The sequence below is a fragment of the Rhodococcus sp. JVH1 genome, from assembly GCF_000280725.2.
GTDB classification, from domain to species: domain Bacteria; phylum Actinomycetota; class Actinomycetes; order Mycobacteriales; family Mycobacteriaceae; genus Rhodococcus_F; species Rhodococcus_F jostii_A.
The window spans coordinates 4,024,137-4,038,702 of record NZ_CP166289.1 but is presented as its reverse complement, the minus strand read 5'-3'; the positions used below and the strand labels follow the sequence as shown (position 1 = coordinate 4,038,702).

General features: G+C 67.4%; 17 protein-coding genes. 7 read left to right on the top strand and 10 right to left on the bottom strand.

All coding sequences use genetic code 11. The features are described from left to right. Nucleotides 1–4: 4 nt before the first annotated feature. Nucleotides 5–880 carry a LysR family transcriptional regulator ArgP gene (locus JVH1_RS18625; protein WP_009476680.1) on the bottom strand — a complete coding sequence of 292 codons (876 nt, stop codon included), beginning with the start codon at nt 878–880 and terminating at the stop codon, nt 5–7. Between the two features lie 72 nt (nt 881–952). On the opposite strand from JVH1_RS18625, the gene JVH1_RS18620 reads away from it, so the two are divergent. The 5 genes from JVH1_RS18620 (at nt 953) to JVH1_RS18600 (ending at nt 3,836) form a co-directional block, all read left to right on the top strand. Further along, nucleotides 953–1,573, top strand: coding sequence for a LysE/ArgO family amino acid transporter (locus tag JVH1_RS18620; protein WP_009476681.1), 621 nt, complete (start codon nt 953–955; stop codon nt 1,571–1,573). 58 nt (nt 1,574–1,631) lie between these two features. Beyond that, the gene (locus JVH1_RS18615; RefSeq protein WP_009476682.1) at nt 1,632–2,213 is read left to right on the top strand and encodes a hypothetical protein; all 582 of its coding nucleotides are present in this window, start codon (nt 1,632–1,634) and stop codon (nt 2,211–2,213) included. Next, entirely contained in the window at nt 2,213–2,617 is a 405-nt protein-coding gene (locus JVH1_RS18610) for a TIGR03668 family PPOX class F420-dependent oxidoreductase (protein ID WP_009476683.1), read from the top strand. Before JVH1_RS18615 ends, JVH1_RS18610 begins: the two co-directional genes overlap by 1 nt. Before the next feature lie 55 nt (nt 2,618–2,672). Next, complete coding sequence (locus JVH1_RS18605) at nt 2,673–3,341, top strand: SDR family oxidoreductase (RefSeq protein ID WP_009476684.1); 669 nt, start codon at nt 2,673–2,675, stop codon at nt 3,339–3,341. 153 nt (nt 3,342–3,494) lie between these two features. After that, on the top strand, nt 3,495–3,836 hold the full coding sequence (locus JVH1_RS18600) for a hypothetical protein (protein WP_009476685.1): 342 nt from the start codon (nt 3,495–3,497) through the stop codon (nt 3,834–3,836). A gap of 3 nt (nt 3,837–3,839) precedes the next feature. Here JVH1_RS18600 and JVH1_RS18595 read toward each other — a convergent pair whose 3' ends face one another. Together JVH1_RS18595 and JVH1_RS18590 are read right to left on the bottom strand one after the other, a co-directional pair. Next, the gene (locus JVH1_RS18595; RefSeq protein ID WP_043780283.1) at nt 3,840–4,490 is read right to left on the bottom strand and encodes a maleylpyruvate isomerase family mycothiol-dependent enzyme; all 651 of its coding nucleotides are present in this window, start codon (nt 4,488–4,490) and stop codon (nt 3,840–3,842) included. Between the two features lie 147 nt (nt 4,491–4,637). Next, nucleotides 4,638–5,645: an alpha/beta fold hydrolase gene (locus JVH1_RS18590; RefSeq protein WP_009476687.1), complete on the bottom strand. Its 1,008-nt coding sequence runs from the start codon at nt 5,643–5,645 to the stop codon at nt 4,638–4,640. Nucleotides 5,646–5,766: 121 nt separating this feature from the next. Between JVH1_RS18590 and JVH1_RS18585 the strand changes: the two genes are divergently transcribed. Further along, nucleotides 5,767–6,522, top strand: a complete 756-nt coding sequence (locus JVH1_RS18585) for a GntR family transcriptional regulator (protein ID WP_009476688.1) — start codon at nt 5,767–5,769, stop codon at nt 6,520–6,522. An 8-nt stretch (nt 6,523–6,530) separates the two neighbouring features. Here JVH1_RS18585 and JVH1_RS18580 read toward each other — a convergent pair whose 3' ends face one another. Next, entirely contained in the window at nt 6,531–7,232 is a 702-nt protein-coding gene (locus tag JVH1_RS18580) for a phosphonatase-like hydrolase (RefSeq protein ID WP_009476689.1), read from the bottom strand. Between the two features lie 41 nt (nt 7,233–7,273). Next, a complete protein-coding gene (locus tag JVH1_RS18575; RefSeq protein ID WP_009476690.1) occupies nt 7,274–8,419 on the bottom strand; it encodes a TIGR03364 family FAD-dependent oxidoreductase in 1,146 nt (381 codons plus the stop codon). A 187-nt stretch (nt 8,420–8,606) separates the two neighbouring features. Here JVH1_RS18575 and JVH1_RS18570 point away from each other — a divergent pair, with 187 nt between their 5' ends. Further along, the gene (locus JVH1_RS18570) at nt 8,607–9,416 is read left to right on the top strand and encodes a CPBP family intramembrane glutamic endopeptidase (RefSeq protein WP_009476691.1); all 810 of its coding nucleotides are present in this window, start codon (nt 8,607–8,609) and stop codon (nt 9,414–9,416) included. A gap of 21 nt (nt 9,417–9,437) precedes the next feature. Here the strand turns inward: JVH1_RS18570 and JVH1_RS18565 are convergent, their stop codons facing one another. The 5 genes from JVH1_RS18565 to JVH1_RS18545 all read right to left on the bottom strand — a co-directional run bounded on the left by JVH1_RS18565 (nt 9,438) and on the right by JVH1_RS18545 (nt 14,546). After that, on the bottom strand, nt 9,438–10,529 hold the full coding sequence (locus tag JVH1_RS18565; protein WP_009476692.1) for a DUF6777 domain-containing protein: 1,092 nt from the start codon (nt 10,527–10,529) through the stop codon (nt 9,438–9,440). A gap of 68 nt (nt 10,530–10,597) precedes the next feature. Continuing rightward, nucleotides 10,598–10,972 (bottom strand): nuclear transport factor 2 family protein, encoded by a 375-nt coding sequence (locus JVH1_RS18560; protein ID WP_005262400.1) that lies wholly within the window; start codon nt 10,970–10,972, stop codon nt 10,598–10,600. 157 nt (nt 10,973–11,129) lie between these two features. Then, nucleotides 11,130–12,539: an MFS transporter gene (locus tag JVH1_RS18555; RefSeq protein WP_009476693.1), complete on the bottom strand. Its 1,410-nt coding sequence runs from the start codon at nt 12,537–12,539 to the stop codon at nt 11,130–11,132. A 74-nt stretch (nt 12,540–12,613) separates the two neighbouring features. After that, nucleotides 12,614–13,342, bottom strand: coding sequence for an enoyl-CoA hydratase/isomerase family protein (locus JVH1_RS18550; protein ID WP_009476694.1), 729 nt, complete (start codon nt 13,340–13,342; stop codon nt 12,614–12,616). Nucleotides 13,343–13,346: 4 nt separating this feature from the next. Next, nucleotides 13,347–14,546 carry an acyl-CoA dehydrogenase family protein gene (locus JVH1_RS18545; protein WP_009476695.1) on the bottom strand — a complete coding sequence of 400 codons (1,200 nt, stop codon included), beginning with the start codon at nt 14,544–14,546 and terminating at the stop codon, nt 13,347–13,349. Nucleotides 14,547–14,566: the final 20 nt, after the last annotated feature.

Genomic DNA, 14,566 nt, shown 5'->3' with positions numbered 1-14,566 from the left:
GACGTCACCGCAACGCTTCGCGCGCCCCGTCCCGGACCGCGGTGGTGAGCGCCGCGAGGATCGGCGAATCCAGCTTCCACCGCTGCCAGTACAGCGGGACGTCGATCGGGCGGGACGGGTCGAGTTCGACGAGCCCGTGGTCGTCGCCGGTGTGCAACTCCGGCAGCAGTCCCCAGCCCAGTCCGTGGCGGACGGCGTCGGAGAATGCCGAAGACCCGGGAACGAAATGCCGCGGCGGCTGCAGTCGGCGCCGTGCGAATCCGCGCAGGAACCGGGCCTGCAGTTCGTCCTTGCGGTCGAAGTCGAGCATCGGTGCCACTGCGAGGGCGTCCGGTGTCGGGCCGTCGGGGAGCCAGCGTTCGGCGTAGTCGCGGCTGCAGAGCGCGCGGTACCGCATCGACCCCAGCTTCTCCACGGTGCAGCCCTGCACCGCCTCGGGGACGGACGTCACCGCGGCCATCACCGTGCCCTCCCGCAGCAGGGTGGTCGAGTGGAATTCGTCTTCCCGATGCAGGTCGAACCGCGCCCGATGTTCCGGCGCCAGACGGGCGAGGGCCGGAATCATCCACGTGGACAGCGAATCCGCGTTGACGACCAGCGACAGCGTGCTTGCCGTCGCCTCCTCGGGATTGAGGGACGACATGGCCTCGCGCTCGAGGTGGGCCATCTGGCGGGCGAGCGTGAGCACGACGTGCCCGGACTCGGTGGCCCGGACCGGCTTGGCCCGCTGCACGAGGACGCGTCCCACCTGCTGCTCGAGTGCCTTGATCCGCTGGCTCACCGCGGACGGCGTGATGTGCAGTACCCGGGCCGCGGCGTCGAAGGTGCCTTCGTCGATCACGGCGGCGAACGTGCGGAGAGAAGCCAGGTCCAGATCCATATGAAGCGATGCTAATGGCAATGAAGGATAATTAGCTGGATTGATGGACGCGGGTTTCGTAGCGTGGTTTTCATGCACCTCACCCCTGCCTTGCTCACGGCGGCGGCCGGCTTCGGTACCGGCCTGTCGCTGATCGTCGCGATCGGCGCGCAGAACGCGTTCGTCCTGCGACAGGGGATCGCGCGCAGGCACGTCCTGCCGGTGGTGGTGCTGTGCGCGGTATCGGACGCCGTGCTGATCGCCGTCGGGATCAGCGGGATCGGCGCCGTACTCGCGCACGCTCCGGCCGCCATCACCGTGATCCGCTGGGCGGGAGCGGCATTCCTCGTCTCCTACGCGGTGCTCGCCGCTCGCCGCGCCCTTCGCCCCGGAACTCTGGATGCCACACAGGAAATCGGATCGGCAACTCTCGCGACATCGATCCTCACCTGCCTCGCGCTCACGTGGCTCAACCCGCACGTCTACCTCGACACGGTGCTGATGCTCGGCTCGGTGGCCAACAACCAGGGCGATTCGGGCCGGTGGCTGTTCGGCCTCGGCGCCGCCACCGCCAGCGTCTCCTGGTTCCTGGCGCTCGGCTACGGCGCCCAGTTCCTGCACCGCGTGTTCGCCCGACCCGGCGCGTGGCGCGTGCTCGACGCCGGGATCGCCGCGCTGATGCTCACCCTCGGCATCACCCTCGTCGCCAGTTAGTCACCAGCAAGTCAACATTTTGTTGACAACGCAACTCTTGTCAACCAATACTTGACACATGCCGGATGCCGCGCTCACCCAACTGCTGTCGGACGCGATCGCCAAGGCGGACCCCGAGATCGACCCGGGACTGGACCACGACCCCGCCGCCTACCTGGCCCTCGTCCGGCTCACCTCACAGGCACGGGAGTCAGTCGACGAACTGCTGGTCTCCGCGATCGCCGCCGCACGCTCCGCCGGCCACAGCTGGGACACGGTCGGCGCCGCACTCGGCATGTCGCGGCAGGCGGCGCAACAACGTTTCGGCAAACGGATCGGCGACGCCCCCGACACGGACCCGGACGGCCGGACCCGCCGGCTCACCCCGCTCACCGCGTTCAACGAGATGCGCATCCTCAACCACGCCGGTTCGTACGGCTGGCACTCCGTCGGATTCGGCACCCTGTTCCACACCATCCGCAAGTCCGAGGAGCAGTGGGAACACACCCGCGTGTCGGCGCTGGCGAGCCGCCAGAAGCTCGAGTCCGACGGCTGGCAGAAGGTTGGAACATTGTGGTTCCCCTGGGCGTACTTCAAGCGCCCGTTGGGCATTCCCGCCCTCCCGGAACCGGTGAGCGGCGACTACCTGATGGAACCGTGATGGACGCCGTCGCGCGATTCGCGGCCGCCCGTATCGCGCGGCTCGCCACGGTCGGGGCCGACGGGGTGCCGCACCTCGTCCCGCTCGTCTTCGCACTCGACTCCGACACGATCTACTCCTGCGTCGACCACAAACCGAAGCGCACCAAGGCCTTACGACGTCTCACGAACATCGCGGCCAACCCCGCGGTCACCCTGCTCGTGGACCACTACGACGAGAACTGGGACCACCTGTGGTGGGTGCGGGTCGACGGCCGGGCCGAGGTGCTCACCCCCGACTCCCCGGCGGGCGGCGCCGCGATCGACGTCCTCGCCGCGAAGTACCCGCAGTACGTCGACCGCCGCCCCGACGGGCCGGTGATCGCGATCCACGACCTGACGTGGCACCACTGGTCCGCGCTGTGAGTACTTGTTGACCGCCCGACGTTGACAAGTACTCACGGGCGTTAGCCTCGACAGCATGCCCACAGCCCTGATCACCGGCGCGAGCCGTGGCCTCGGAGCCGCCATCGCCCGCGAACTCGCCCCGACCCACGACCTCCTGCTCGGCGCCCGGTCGGCCGGGTCGCTGACCGACATCCTCGACGAACTGCCGGAGGCGACGCCCTGGCCGGTCGAGTTGACGGACTACGACGCGCTGGCGGCGGCGTGCGCCCCGATCGAGCGACTCGACGTGCTCGTCCACAACGCCGGCGTCGCCGATCTCGCGACCGTCGCGGAGTCGGCCGTCGAACAGTGGCGGCACACGCTCGAGGCGAACGTCATCGCGGTGGCCGAACTGACACGGCTGCTGCTGCCCGCTCTCCGCGCCGCGGGTGGGCACGTCGTCCTGATCAACTCGGGCGCCGGGCTCCGCGCGAACGCCGGATGGGCGTCGTATGCGGCGAGCAAATTCGCCCTGCGGGCGTTCGGTGACGCGCTGCGTCTCGAGGAGCCGTTACTGCGCGTCACGTCAATTCACCCCGGTCGGATCGACACCGATATGCAGCGCGCCATCGTGGCCGGCGAGGGCGACGAGTACCGGCCGGAGAAGTATCTGAAGCCGTCGACCGTCGCAAAAGCCGTGCGCAACGCGGTGGAGACACCGGGTGATGCGCACCCCACAGAAATCGTGCTGAGGGTCCGCTGACAACGAAGAAACCTGCGTGAGATAGATCACAGATTGATCTCACAGAAAGGCTTTAAGCTGCTCACAATTAGTCGCCCTACAGTTCTTCTCATCAGCAGAGGTCGCAAACGTGAGTCAGATTCAACGAGCTGACTCCCAGGAGGTATCCCCACGATGAACACCGACCAGCGTATGTACAGCGACACCGTCGTCGCCGTCGACGGCGACGTCTTCGCGACGATGTTCACTCTCGACCTCGGTGACGGCGAGGTCGATCGCGAAGCAGTCGAGCGGATTCACGGCGGCGACTTCGACGAGTGGATCGAGGCGGCAGCGCGGTCCGGTCTGTTCACTCCGCAAGGGGTCGCGGGCCTCGTTCAGACGTGGCAGGACAACCCGAAGTCCTTGTTCGACGCCCTGCTCGTCGATGCCGACGAGATGACCCACAAGCGCTACGCGATCATCTGGGACGCGCTCGACGACGCCGACACGTTCGAGAACGTCGAGTACGCCTGACGCTCAGAACGGCCACGCGGGCACGGGCGGCAAGCCCTCCCGCGTGGGGCGCCCGATAACCCACGCCAGCAGGTCGGTGCGCGGAAGTTCCGGCACCGCGACGTCCGGATGCCTGGCCGCCAGCTCGGGCAGCTCCGATTCCAGCGTGTGCTCCACGAAGGCCGCCGGCCAGTCGGCCGCCGAGTAGTCGAGCCCCAGGTCGACGTGGTGGATCTCGAGCTCACGCCACCGCAGCACCGGTACCTGCCGCGCAGGCACCCGCTGACGCCAGTTCACCGGCGTCTCGTACAGATCTTCGGTGATCCGCCGCAGCGACTCGATCACCCGCCGTCCCGCGAAGCGGAAATCGGCCACCAGTAGTTCGGCCGGCCGCCCGGCCCCCTCCTCGATCGCCGCGGCCCGCGCGGCCGGACCGCCCGGGTACATTTCGGGCGCGGCCTCGCCGGTGATCACCCCGACCGCGAACCGGTTGAGCGCGTCCGCATTCCTCGCGAGGTGCGTGACGACGTGCCCCCGGCTCCACCCCGGCAGCAACGACGGCTCCCGCGCCTGGTCGTCGGTCAATCCCTCCAGCGTTGCCTCCACCGTCCGGTGCGATTCGGCAACCGTATCGAGCAGTTCGGCATACGACAGTGCGGCACTCGGCGACGTCATGCTGACGATGCTAGGCGATGCCACCCACAGCCCACCCACGACGCAATCCTCGGGTTTCCAGTGACGGAACGGGGACGATCGATGTCGCATCGAAGGCTCTGGCGCGCAAGCGGTCCGGGGAGTGGGTGTTCACCGCGCACCTCGAGATCACCGGTCACCTGCCCGAGCCGAGTCGCCGTCGTCGCCGCCTGTACCGCCCGCGACGAACGTGAGCAGCAGCTCGTTCACCTCGTCCGGTCTTTCCTGCTGGACGAAGTGCCCGGCGCCCTCGACGAGATGGAGTCCGCGCAAGTCGGGTACGGTGTCGCGCATCCGGTCGAGGGCCTGCGCACCACTCATCGTGAGAACGGGATCGTGCGCACCGGCCACGAACAGCGTCGGCACCTCGATATCGGCTCCGGCGAGATTCCCGGAGCGTTCCCAGTTGGCGTCGTACGCCCGGTACCAGTTCAGTCCGCCGGTGAATCCCGTCCGGGTGAAGACCTCCACATAGTGGTCGAACTCGTCCTCCGTCAGCCACGACCACGGCAGGGGTGGGGCTTCGGGCAGCACGTCCAGGTAGCCGTTGCCCTCCGAGGGGTGCTGCCAGATGTCCAGATAGCGGTAGGCGCCCGACAACGCATAGAACAGCCGCTGCAGGAATCCGCGGGGATCGGCGTCGAGTTCGCGGTCGGCGACACCGGGTTCCTGGAAGTAATGGATGTGCAGGAAGTGCTTGCGCGCCATCGACGCATACAGCTCCGATGGTCGCAGCGGGAACCGGTCGGGCGCGTAGGGGACCGCCAGTAGCACCAGCCCGGACACGCGTGTGCGGTGACGCAGTGCGACGGTCCAGGTGACCGGCGCGCCGAAGTCGTGGCCGACGAACACGGCACGCTCGTGACCGAGCGTGTCGAGCAGGCCGATCAGCGCGTCCGACACCCGCTCGTTCGTGTAATCGTCGATGTCGCGGGGCACGTCGGTGCCGCCGTAGCCGGGCATGTCTGGGGCGATCGCCCGGTACCCGGAAGCCGCGAGAGCCCGCATCTGATGGCGATAGCTGTAGCCGAGCCCCGGGAATCCGTGGCACAGGACTACGGGCGGACCGTCACCGAGTTCGGAAATCTGCCAACGGAATCCGTCGACCGTGACCACCCGCTCCGTCGACGACGCCATGCTCCGCATCCCTCCACCGGCTGGAACGTGTTTCAGCACTGTAGCGTAACGACGACGCCATTAGAATGCACCTGACTCGCAGTGGCGACCGTCGACCGACGGGGAAGTGGAGTGATGCGCAATGGTGGAGGCACGCTCCCGCCATGAGTTCGTCGCACTCCAGCTCCGGCAGCGCATCATGCAGCGGCAATACGCGGTGGGTGAGTCGCTGCCCAGCGAGAGCATGCTGTGCGCGGAGTTCGAGGTCTCGCGCGGTCCCGTGCGCCAGGCCCTGGCGACGTTGAAGAACGAGGGGCTCATCCAGCTGTCCCAAGGCAAACCGGCCGTGGTGCGCAGTCACGACATCACGCAAACCCTGGACACGTTCACCCCTTTCTCGCAGTGGGCGCGTCGAACCGGCCGCGTTGCGGGGAGCCGCACGCTCGAGATCTCACGTCGCCGGGTGTCCGAACCTGCCGCCAGCGCATTGGGATCGGCTCCGGACGACTTCGTCGTCGAGGTGCTCCGCGTCCGGCTGCTGGACGGCGAACCGACGATGATCGAGCGGAGCACGTTCACCGACCGCGTCGGCTCCCTGCTGTTCGACTTCGACATCGACACCGGATCGATCACCGATTACCTCACCTCCCGCGGCGTCCGCTTCGAATCGATGGAGCACGTGCTCGACGCCGTCGCCGCAACCGGGGTCGACGCCGAGAATCTCGGCATCGACCCCGGCAGCCCGTTGCTTCGGGAACGTCGGACGTCGCGGGATCAGAACGGCGACACGTTCGAGTACGCGGACGATCGGTACCGCCCCGACCTCGTCGCCTTCAGCATCGTGAACGCCCGCACCATCGACCTCCGACTTCCGTCGGACGACGGCAACGGAGCCTGATCGGAAAATCAGGTGTTGCGCAGTTCGGCGAGCAGACCGGGCAGGTCTGCGACGCTGTCGAGAACGTGGGTGGCCCCGGCCTCGGACAGCTGGGTGGCGTCGTGGGCGCCGGTGAGCACGCCCACGGAGGCGAGTGCTCCGGCGCGGAGGCCGGTGGTGACGTCCGACGTGGTGTCGCCGAGCACCACCATGGACTGCACGGACGGGGCGCCGGTGCGCATCAACGCGGTCAGCGCCAGGTCCGGGAAGGGGCGGCCGCGGACACCGTCTCCGGGGCACAACACGACGTCGGCGACGTCCTGCCAGCCGAGCGCGCGGATGATCGACATCTGCGTCTCGTGCGCGAACCCGGTGGTGAGCGCCGTCTTGATGCCCTGCTCCCGCAGGGAGCCGAAGAGTTCCTCGGCGCCGGGGATCGCGCTGCACCGACCGTCGTCGACGAGTTGCGAGTAGCAGCGTTCGAATTCCTTGTTCGCGGCCTGCGCCTGCTCCTCGTTACCGCCGCTGAGATGGCGGAAGACGACGATCTTGGACTGGCCCATGGTGTCGGAGACGTAGTCGAGCATCTGCCGGCGGTCCTCGTCGGTCTTCGACAGTCCTGCATGCTCGTCCGCGGCGAGGAAGGACTGCTGTACCAGCCCGCTGTCCTCCACGGTGGTGCCCGCCATGTCGAAGACGACGAGGCTGATGTCCCGGTGATGTGTTCCCATTGCCTGGTTCCTCTCGGTGTTCGGTGAATGTGATTGTGCTGCTATGCCATTACGGGCAGGATGTCGCTGCCGAAGACGTGGTCGATGCGGTCCTTCGCCAGACCCATGCTGGTGGTCATGCCGATTCCGGTGGTCACGGTGACGATGTGCACGCCATCGATCGGCTCCTCGATCAGGAACTCGGAATCGGGTGCCGAGCTGTACACGCCCTGCCAGCGTTCGGTGACGGTGACGTCCGAGACGCCGAAGAGGGCGGCGGCCTCACGGATCAGCACCTCGAACCCCTTCTCCGACTGGAACGGCTCCGCCGAGATCTCACGGATGTGGGTGTCGCCCAGCAGGATCGACCCGTCGGGCTGCGGTGTGTACATCTGGTGGAGGTCGAGATCGACGTAGTCCGGGTACTCGTCACGCAGCCTTGCCGCGACCGCCGCCGTCGCAGGAAGATTCTCGAAACCGCTGTACCGCACGAGCGACCAGCCCGTGAACAACGGTGCGGGCAACGGCGCGGACAACGGAATCCTCGCGCGCATCATGTGGAGCCGGCACCGCAGGAGCCCGCCGCGCTCAGCCGGCTCCGGGAACAGGCGGTCGATGTCGTAGTTGACGGTGACGAACACCGTCGCCGCGTGCAGATCGCCCCGCGAGGTATGAACGACTCCGGTGTCGAATCCGGTTGCGGCGGTCCGCCAGAAGAAGTCGACGCCCGACGCTCCGAGCCACCGCGCAATGGCGGGGGCCGCTTCCCGCGGGTTCACCTGGAGGTCGTCGGCCATGTACATGCCCCCGACGACGCGGTCGCCGACGATGGGTAACGCGCCGAGGATCCGGTCTCGGGACAGCAGTTCCACTTCGGCCGGTTCGCGTACTTCCGCGAACTCGGTGATGACGGCCAGCTCGTCGTCATGTCTTGCCACGCAGTATGTTCCGGATTCGGCGGACCAGAACCCGGCCTTGCGTGCCAGGTCGAGCCAGTGCTCCCGGCCCGCTCGGGCGTAGTCGCGGGCGACGCCCGACTGGGCGGTGATGCAGGCGTGGCCGAAGTTCTGGACGGACGCGCCCGCAACGCGGTCGGCGTGGTCGATCACCGCCACGGACAGGCCTCGATTGCGCGCGTGATACGCGTGCGCGAGGCCGACGATTCCGGCACCGACGACCACCACGTCGTAGCGTCGTTGAGTTGTCATGCGACTCACTGTGGACCCACCCAGGACAACATGTCAATACAAGTGCAAGGAGTTTGCCACAGGTATAGATAAGTTTCCTTCCGTTAACTGTCCGTTGTGCGGCTCGGCGGGCGCGTCGGGTGGTCGGGGTCGTGGGTTGCTGGGAAAATTGCCGCCTGAGTCCATCCACCTGCAGAGGGGCTGATCAATGAGTAGTGGTTCCGGCCCGAGAGCCGTTCCCGTCCACGAACCGGCGTCGTCCCACGACCGCTTCGGTCCCCTGATCGAGCGCCGCGACGACGCCGACTTCCCCTTCTACAACGGGACGCCCACCACGCTGTCGGTGCGGCAGTGGGTCCTGGCATGGGCCTCGGTCGCAGTCGGCTTCGCGGCCCTAGTCCTCATCCCGTATCCCGACAACGTCGTTGCGCTGATTCCGCGCATCCTGTTCGTCGTCATCCCGCTCGTCGTGCTGGCGATGGTGACGCGCGAGCACTGGACAGCGTTGTTCCGGAAGGTGCACGGCCGGGACGTCCTCACGATGATCGGCTTCGCCGTGCTCAACCTCGTTGTCACGTCCGTGCTGGCGTTGATCGTGCGGGCCCTGTTCGGGGTGGCGTCCAACGAGGCCATCGACGGTGCAGGCGAGGGCGGTGCGCTCGACACGGCCGCGTTCTACGTGGGAACCGGGATCCAGTTGGTCGGCGAAGAAGTCTTCACCATGGTCCCGTTTCTCGCGCTGATGTATTTCCTGTTCGCCAAGGCAAAACTGTCCCGCAAGACCGCGATCATCCTGGCCTGGCTGCTCAGTGCGGTGTGGTTCGGCGCCGCCCACCTGCAAACCTACGACTGGAACTTCGCGCAGGCCTTCATCGTGATCGGCGGGGCCCGACTGGTGCTCACCCTCGCCTACATCCGGACCAAGAACCTGTGGGTCTCGACGGGCGCGCACATCATCAACGACTGGACCCTCTTCACCCAGGCGATCGTGATCAACACCGCGCTCGTCACCCTGTAGCCGAGTCTCCGCGGCCGACCCTCAGTTGGGAATGGGTATGACGATGGGTGGCAGACCCGGAATCTGCACCTGAATCTGCTGTGGCGGCACGGGCGCCGGCGCGGCGGGAGGCGGGTAGTTCACCTGCGGCTCGGGCGCGGGCGGCGGTGGCGGTGGAGGCGGAGCGGGTGCCGGCGGCGGGGGCGGAGGCAGAGGTTCCGGGGAGGGAGCCGGCGCGGGACGGGGAGCCGCCTGCTGCACCACCGCGGGCGGCGAATCCACCACCGGCGCCTGGGCTTCCACGGGCGCCACCGGATTCGGGCGCTCCACAGGCTGCTGCGGGCCGGAACCGATCGGCACCGGCGACAGTCCACCGGTCATCAGATCCACCACGGTCACTTCGGTCATCGCCAGGTTGGAGGGCTGCACGACGTACAACCTGTCCTGTTGGAAACCCGGCCACGGATCACCCTGCACGTCCGCGTTCTCGTTCACCACCGGGGACAGCAGTGGGCTTCCGCGCACACATCGGACGCGGGGAACGCCGTGGTCGTCGATCAACACGATGGTCCCCGCCTCCAGGACGGACTGGAATGCGCTCGCATGCCCGTCGTCGAAGCCGTGATTGGTGACGCGGGTGTCCGCACGGAGCAGCACCGGTGTCAGGGTGCGGACGTAATTCCGCACGTCGTCGACCTGGAACACGCTCGACCAGGCTTGTAGCCTCGCCGGATCCTGCTCGAGGTCGTCGACGAGACGCTGCCGGTCGCAGAGCACCCGGTCGGGGCTTCCGCCGTAGAGACCGGCACGGTCGCCGATCACCCGGATCCCGGCCGCGCGGGATTCGCTCGGCAGGTCGGTGCCGGGCGGACCGAACGGGACCGTCGTCGGCGTCTGCGGTGGAAGCAGCACTTCCGTCCACGGAAGCTGCCCGCTGTCGGTGGCGCGGTCCAGGTCGATCGGATCGGGGTGGCCCCCGGAACCCGAGGAGCACGCCATGAGCACCGTGGCGGTCAGGGCCCCGGCGACCGCCAGCCAGCTACGCGGTGCGCGCCCGGGGCGCGTACCGGCTCGAACGACTGCTCTGCGTCGGGCACGCCGTGCGGCCTGCCCGGCGACGTCGGTGGCCACCACGCCATGGTAAGCACAGTCGCTGATCAGCCGGGCCGAATTGCGGTGTGGTTGCCGGGCCCGGCCGTCGGTCAGCTCGTGATCATGTCTTCCTGCGACCAGAAGGCGCGCATGGAGGTGATCTTGCCGTCGTCGTCGAACGTCATGACGTCGATCGGCGCGATCTCGAGCTTCTGCTCACCCAGGTCGGTGACGAGGGAGAAGTGAAACGCGGCCGAGTTTCCGGCGATCTTCAGCGTCAGGAGCTCGCCGGTCTGCTTCAGCGGTTCGATCACTCCGTAGAACTCCCGCAGCGATTCCACCGTGGTCCGCGGCTCGGTACCCACCGGATCCTCGACGGTGGCGCCCTCGGCGTACAGCGCGACGACGTCGTCGGCGGTCCCGGTGGCCACCGCCTCGATGTACCTCTCGACGGTCTTGCGAATGTCTTCTGCGGACGGTGCCATGATGCGAACTCCTCAGTCTAATAGAACGTGTTCTAGTGGTGAGAGTAACGCAGCACCGGCCCGGTGGGGAGCCCCTTCTCCCAGGCAGCGGGACATGTTCGCACCGGGCCCGCCCCTGCCGACATCGGAAGCCGGCAGGGGCGGGAGGTAACCATCCTCAGGTTCGCGGCGCGGACGCCTCCTCCAACTTCTCCAGCCGGGGAGCGCTCGTCCCCATTACCGGGGCAGCGGTTACGGACGACACCTCTTCCAGCGACTTCCCCTTCGTCTCCGGCGACATGAAGAAGCAGATCACGAACGCGACCGCCGTCAGCACCGCACCGAAGAGCATCGTGGTGCCGGTTCCCAGCGCCGAGATGCTCAGCGGCAGCAGGTACGTGCCCGTCGCGGCACCGAACCGGCTCACCGCGGTGGCGATTCCCACCGCGGTCGCCCGGAACTCGGTGGGGAAGAGTTCGTTGGGGTAGATCCACACCAGGATGCTCGGACCGCCGGAGATGAACGCGTACGCGCAGAAGGCGGCGACGATGAACCAGAGGGGACCGTCCGCCCACAACCACAGCCCTGCCAGCGGAATCACCATCAGGGCCAGCGGGACCACGGCGATCGGACGCCGGCCCCACTTCTCGACCAGGAACAGTGCGGGGATGGATCCGGCGACGATGAGCCCGATGATGACGGTTTCGACGATGAGCCCCGCGGAACCGTCACCGGAGATCGAGAAGCCCGACAGGATCGTGGGCAGGAATGTCAGCAACGCGTAGAGCGGGGTCACGACCGCCAGATACAAAGCGCTGCACATGATCAGCCGGGCCAGGTACTGGCCGCGGAAGTAGATCCGGATGTCGGCCTTCGGCTTGTCCGCCGTGTCCTCGACGGTGACCTTGCTCAGGTCGAGTTTCTCCCCGTAGATCTTCTCGACCACGGCCTCGGCGTCGGCCACCCGGCCGTTCTTCAGGAGCCAGCGCGGCGACTCCGGGATTCCGCGGCGCACCAGGATCACGATCAGACCCAGCACCGCACTGGACGCGAGGAGCAGGCGCCAATGGTCGTTGCCACCGGAGATGCCGACGACGAGCGCACCGACCACGTACGCGGCAACCGCGCCCGCCGACCACGCGACGGCCGACATCCCGACCATGGCGCCGCGCTTCTTGGTGGGAGTGAACTCGGTGAGCAGCGAGGTGGCGATGGGGTAGTCGGCACCGATGGCCGCACCGATGACGAAGCGCAGAACGATGAGCTGCCACGGCAATTGGACGAACACCGACAATGCGCACGCGACGACCAGTACCACCAGGTCGAGGGCGTACATCTTCTCCCGGCCGATCCGGTCGGTGAGGAAGCCGAACACTGTGGCGCCGAGGAAGATTCCGATCAGCGAGGCGGCACCGATCAACCCTGCCTCGGCTGTCGTCGGGTGAAGTTGCTCGGTCACCCCGAGCAGGGCCACGCCGATGATGCTCATGACGTACCCGTCCAGGAATGGTCCGCCACAGCACGCGATCAGGAGCTTGGTGTGAAACCCGCGTTTGGCGGGTCTGTCCATCACGTCGAAGGAACTCATGTCGTCTCCACTACGTAGATTGGTGCCGTCACCCTGGGGGTGGCGGTCGAGTCGGCCGCACTCGGCCGGTACCGCTAAGAGGTTGTCTTGTTCAGCGCCGAGTAGGCGAGCTGCTCGAGCAGCAGCGAGGCATGGTGCGGGGAGTCGGCGCTGACGTCCAGCACCTGCTTGGTGATGCTCAGCGCCAGCGGCGAATACGCCGCGAGTTCGTGCGCGATGCTCAGCGCCTGCTTCACGTGCTCCGTGGGAGGGGCGATCTCACTGACGACGCCCCAGCGTTCGGCCTCGGTGTGATCGAAGCGCCGTCCGCGCAGGACGAGGTCGCGGGCACGGCCCGCCCCGACGACGCGGGTGATGCGGGTGACCCCACCGGAACTGGGGAGGATTCCGATTCCGATCTCCGGGAATCCGAAGACCGCGGCCGGATCGGCGACGCGGATGTCGGTGGCGAGAGCCAGTTCGAGCCCGCCGCCGAGGCAGTAGCCGGTGATCGCGGACACGGTGGGTTGCGGGAGAGCCGCGAGCGCCTCGTACACCGACCCGCAGGTCCGGTAGTACTCGGCGATCGCCTCCGGCGTCATCTCCCGCAGTTCGGTGACGTCCGCGCCGGCCGAGAACACCGAGTCGCCCCCGGTGAGGACCACCGCACGGCTGGATTTCACCTCGGGTGACCCCAGTGCGCCGAGCAGTTCGGCTTCCATGTGCGTGGACAGCGCGTTCCGCTTCCGTTCGCGCCTCAGGGTGACGACGGCGACGTCGCCGTCGCGGCGCACATCGACGGTCCCGGGGTTCTCGGTCGACATCGTGCTACTTCTCCCCGGCCTCGTAGCGGAACGACAGCAGGTTGTCGAGACCCCGCTTGTTGGCCTCGTTCGCGATGACCAGGCGCTGGATCTCCGACGTGCCCTCCCAGATGCGGTCGACGCGCAGTTCGCGCCACAGCCGCTCGACGGGGTAGTCGCGGATGTAGCCGCGCCCACCGAAGATCTGGACGGCCCGGTCGGCCACCCGGTTCGACGCCTCCGAGGCGGCCAATTTCACGGTCGCGGCCTTGGCGTGCAGCGTCTTTCGCAGATCGGCGTCGTGGGGGTCGGCCTGGTCGAATTCCCACGCCACCTGGTGGGTGAGTGCCCGGTTGGTGGTGATGTCCACGACGGAGTCGGCGATCATGCCCTGGATCAGCTGACGATTGATCAGCGGCTCGCCGCCCTGCACCCGCTCCCGCGCCCAGTCGACGGCCAGGGTCAGCGCCCGCTCGGCGGCACCGATCGTGCGTGCGCCGATCATCAGCCGCTCCTCCGTGAACCAGTCGCGGGTGAGGTCGTGACCCTGCCCGATGCCACCGAGCACGGCGTCCTCTCCGACGCGCACATTCTCGAACGTGAACTCGGGGTGCTCGTAGACGAAGGTGTGCGTGTAGCGGGGGATGTGCTTGATCTTCACACCCGGGGTGTCGACGTCGATCAGGAAAATCGTTGCGGCGTGCTCGGGTTCGACGTTGGCCAGCACGATGAGGTAATCGGCGACGTCACCGACCGTGACGAACCACTTCTCGCCGTTGATGATGTACCCGCCGTTGCCGTCGGGGGTCGCGGTGGTACTCGCCGCGGAGAAGTCCGAGCCCGCGTTGGCCTCGGAGATCGCGACGGCGTCGCGGCGGTCACCGCGGGCACCGGGAATCAGGTAGCGCTCCCGCTGTTCGGGGGTCGCATGGGTCAGCGGGTTCGCGGGCCGCCACACCGTGTCCCACAGCGCGTTGGTGAGCTTACCGAGTTCGTCCTGCACGACGGCCTGCTCGAGCACCGTCAGTCCGGCACCGCCGTATTCGACGGGGGTGTTGATCGCCTGCAGTCCCGATGCGAGGACGGCCGCCTTGATGGTGGCGTGGGATTCGTCGGAAATTCCGTTGTTTCTTTCGCACTCGTCCTCGAACTGCATGATCGTGTCGGTCAGGGCGCGTGCGCGCTCCTTGAGGTCGGCGAGGCGGGGGCTGTATGCGAATTCCATGGTGAAAGAACTTCCTTGTG

Excerpts from the sequence above, each read along its gene's own strand:
- JVH1_RS18625 (WP_009476680.1), bottom strand. The coding sequence starts at position 880 with ATGGATCTGGACCTGGCTTCTCTCCGCACGTTCGCCGCCGTGATCGAC.
- JVH1_RS18620 (WP_009476681.1), top strand. The coding sequence starts at position 953 with ATGCACCTCACCCCTGCCTTGCTCACGGCGGCGGCCGGCTTCGGTACC.
- JVH1_RS18615 (WP_009476682.1), top strand. The coding sequence starts at position 1,632 with ATGCCGGATGCCGCGCTCACCCAACTGCTGTCGGACGCGATCGCCAAG.
- JVH1_RS18610 (WP_009476683.1), top strand. The coding sequence starts at position 2,213 with ATGGACGCCGTCGCGCGATTCGCGGCCGCCCGTATCGCGCGGCTCGCC.
- JVH1_RS18605 (WP_009476684.1), top strand. The coding sequence starts at position 2,673 with ATGCCCACAGCCCTGATCACCGGCGCGAGCCGTGGCCTCGGAGCCGCC.
- JVH1_RS18600 (WP_009476685.1), top strand. The coding sequence starts at position 3,495 with ATGAACACCGACCAGCGTATGTACAGCGACACCGTCGTCGCCGTCGAC.
- JVH1_RS18595 (WP_043780283.1), bottom strand. The coding sequence starts at position 4,490 with ATGACGTCGCCGAGTGCCGCACTGTCGTATGCCGAACTGCTCGATACG.
- JVH1_RS18590 (WP_009476687.1), bottom strand. The coding sequence starts at position 5,645 with ATGGCGTCGTCGACGGAGCGGGTGGTCACGGTCGACGGATTCCGTTGG.
- JVH1_RS18585 (WP_009476688.1), top strand. The coding sequence starts at position 5,767 with ATGGTGGAGGCACGCTCCCGCCATGAGTTCGTCGCACTCCAGCTCCGG.
- JVH1_RS18580 (WP_009476689.1), bottom strand. The coding sequence starts at position 7,232 with ATGGGAACACATCACCGGGACATCAGCCTCGTCGTCTTCGACATGGCG.
- JVH1_RS18575 (WP_009476690.1), bottom strand. The coding sequence starts at position 8,419 with ATGACAACTCAACGACGCTACGACGTGGTGGTCGTCGGTGCCGGAATC.
- JVH1_RS18570 (WP_009476691.1), top strand. The coding sequence starts at position 8,607 with ATGAGTAGTGGTTCCGGCCCGAGAGCCGTTCCCGTCCACGAACCGGCG.
- JVH1_RS18560 (WP_005262400.1), bottom strand. The coding sequence starts at position 10,972 with ATGGCACCGTCCGCAGAAGACATTCGCAAGACCGTCGAGAGGTACATC.
- JVH1_RS18555 (WP_009476693.1), bottom strand. The coding sequence starts at position 12,539 with ATGAGTTCCTTCGACGTGATGGACAGACCCGCCAAACGCGGGTTTCAC.
- JVH1_RS18550 (WP_009476694.1), bottom strand. The coding sequence starts at position 13,342 with ATGTCGACCGAGAACCCCGGGACCGTCGATGTGCGCCGCGACGGCGAC.
- JVH1_RS18545 (WP_009476695.1), bottom strand. The coding sequence starts at position 14,546 with ATGGAATTCGCATACAGCCCCCGCCTCGCCGACCTCAAGGAGCGCGCA.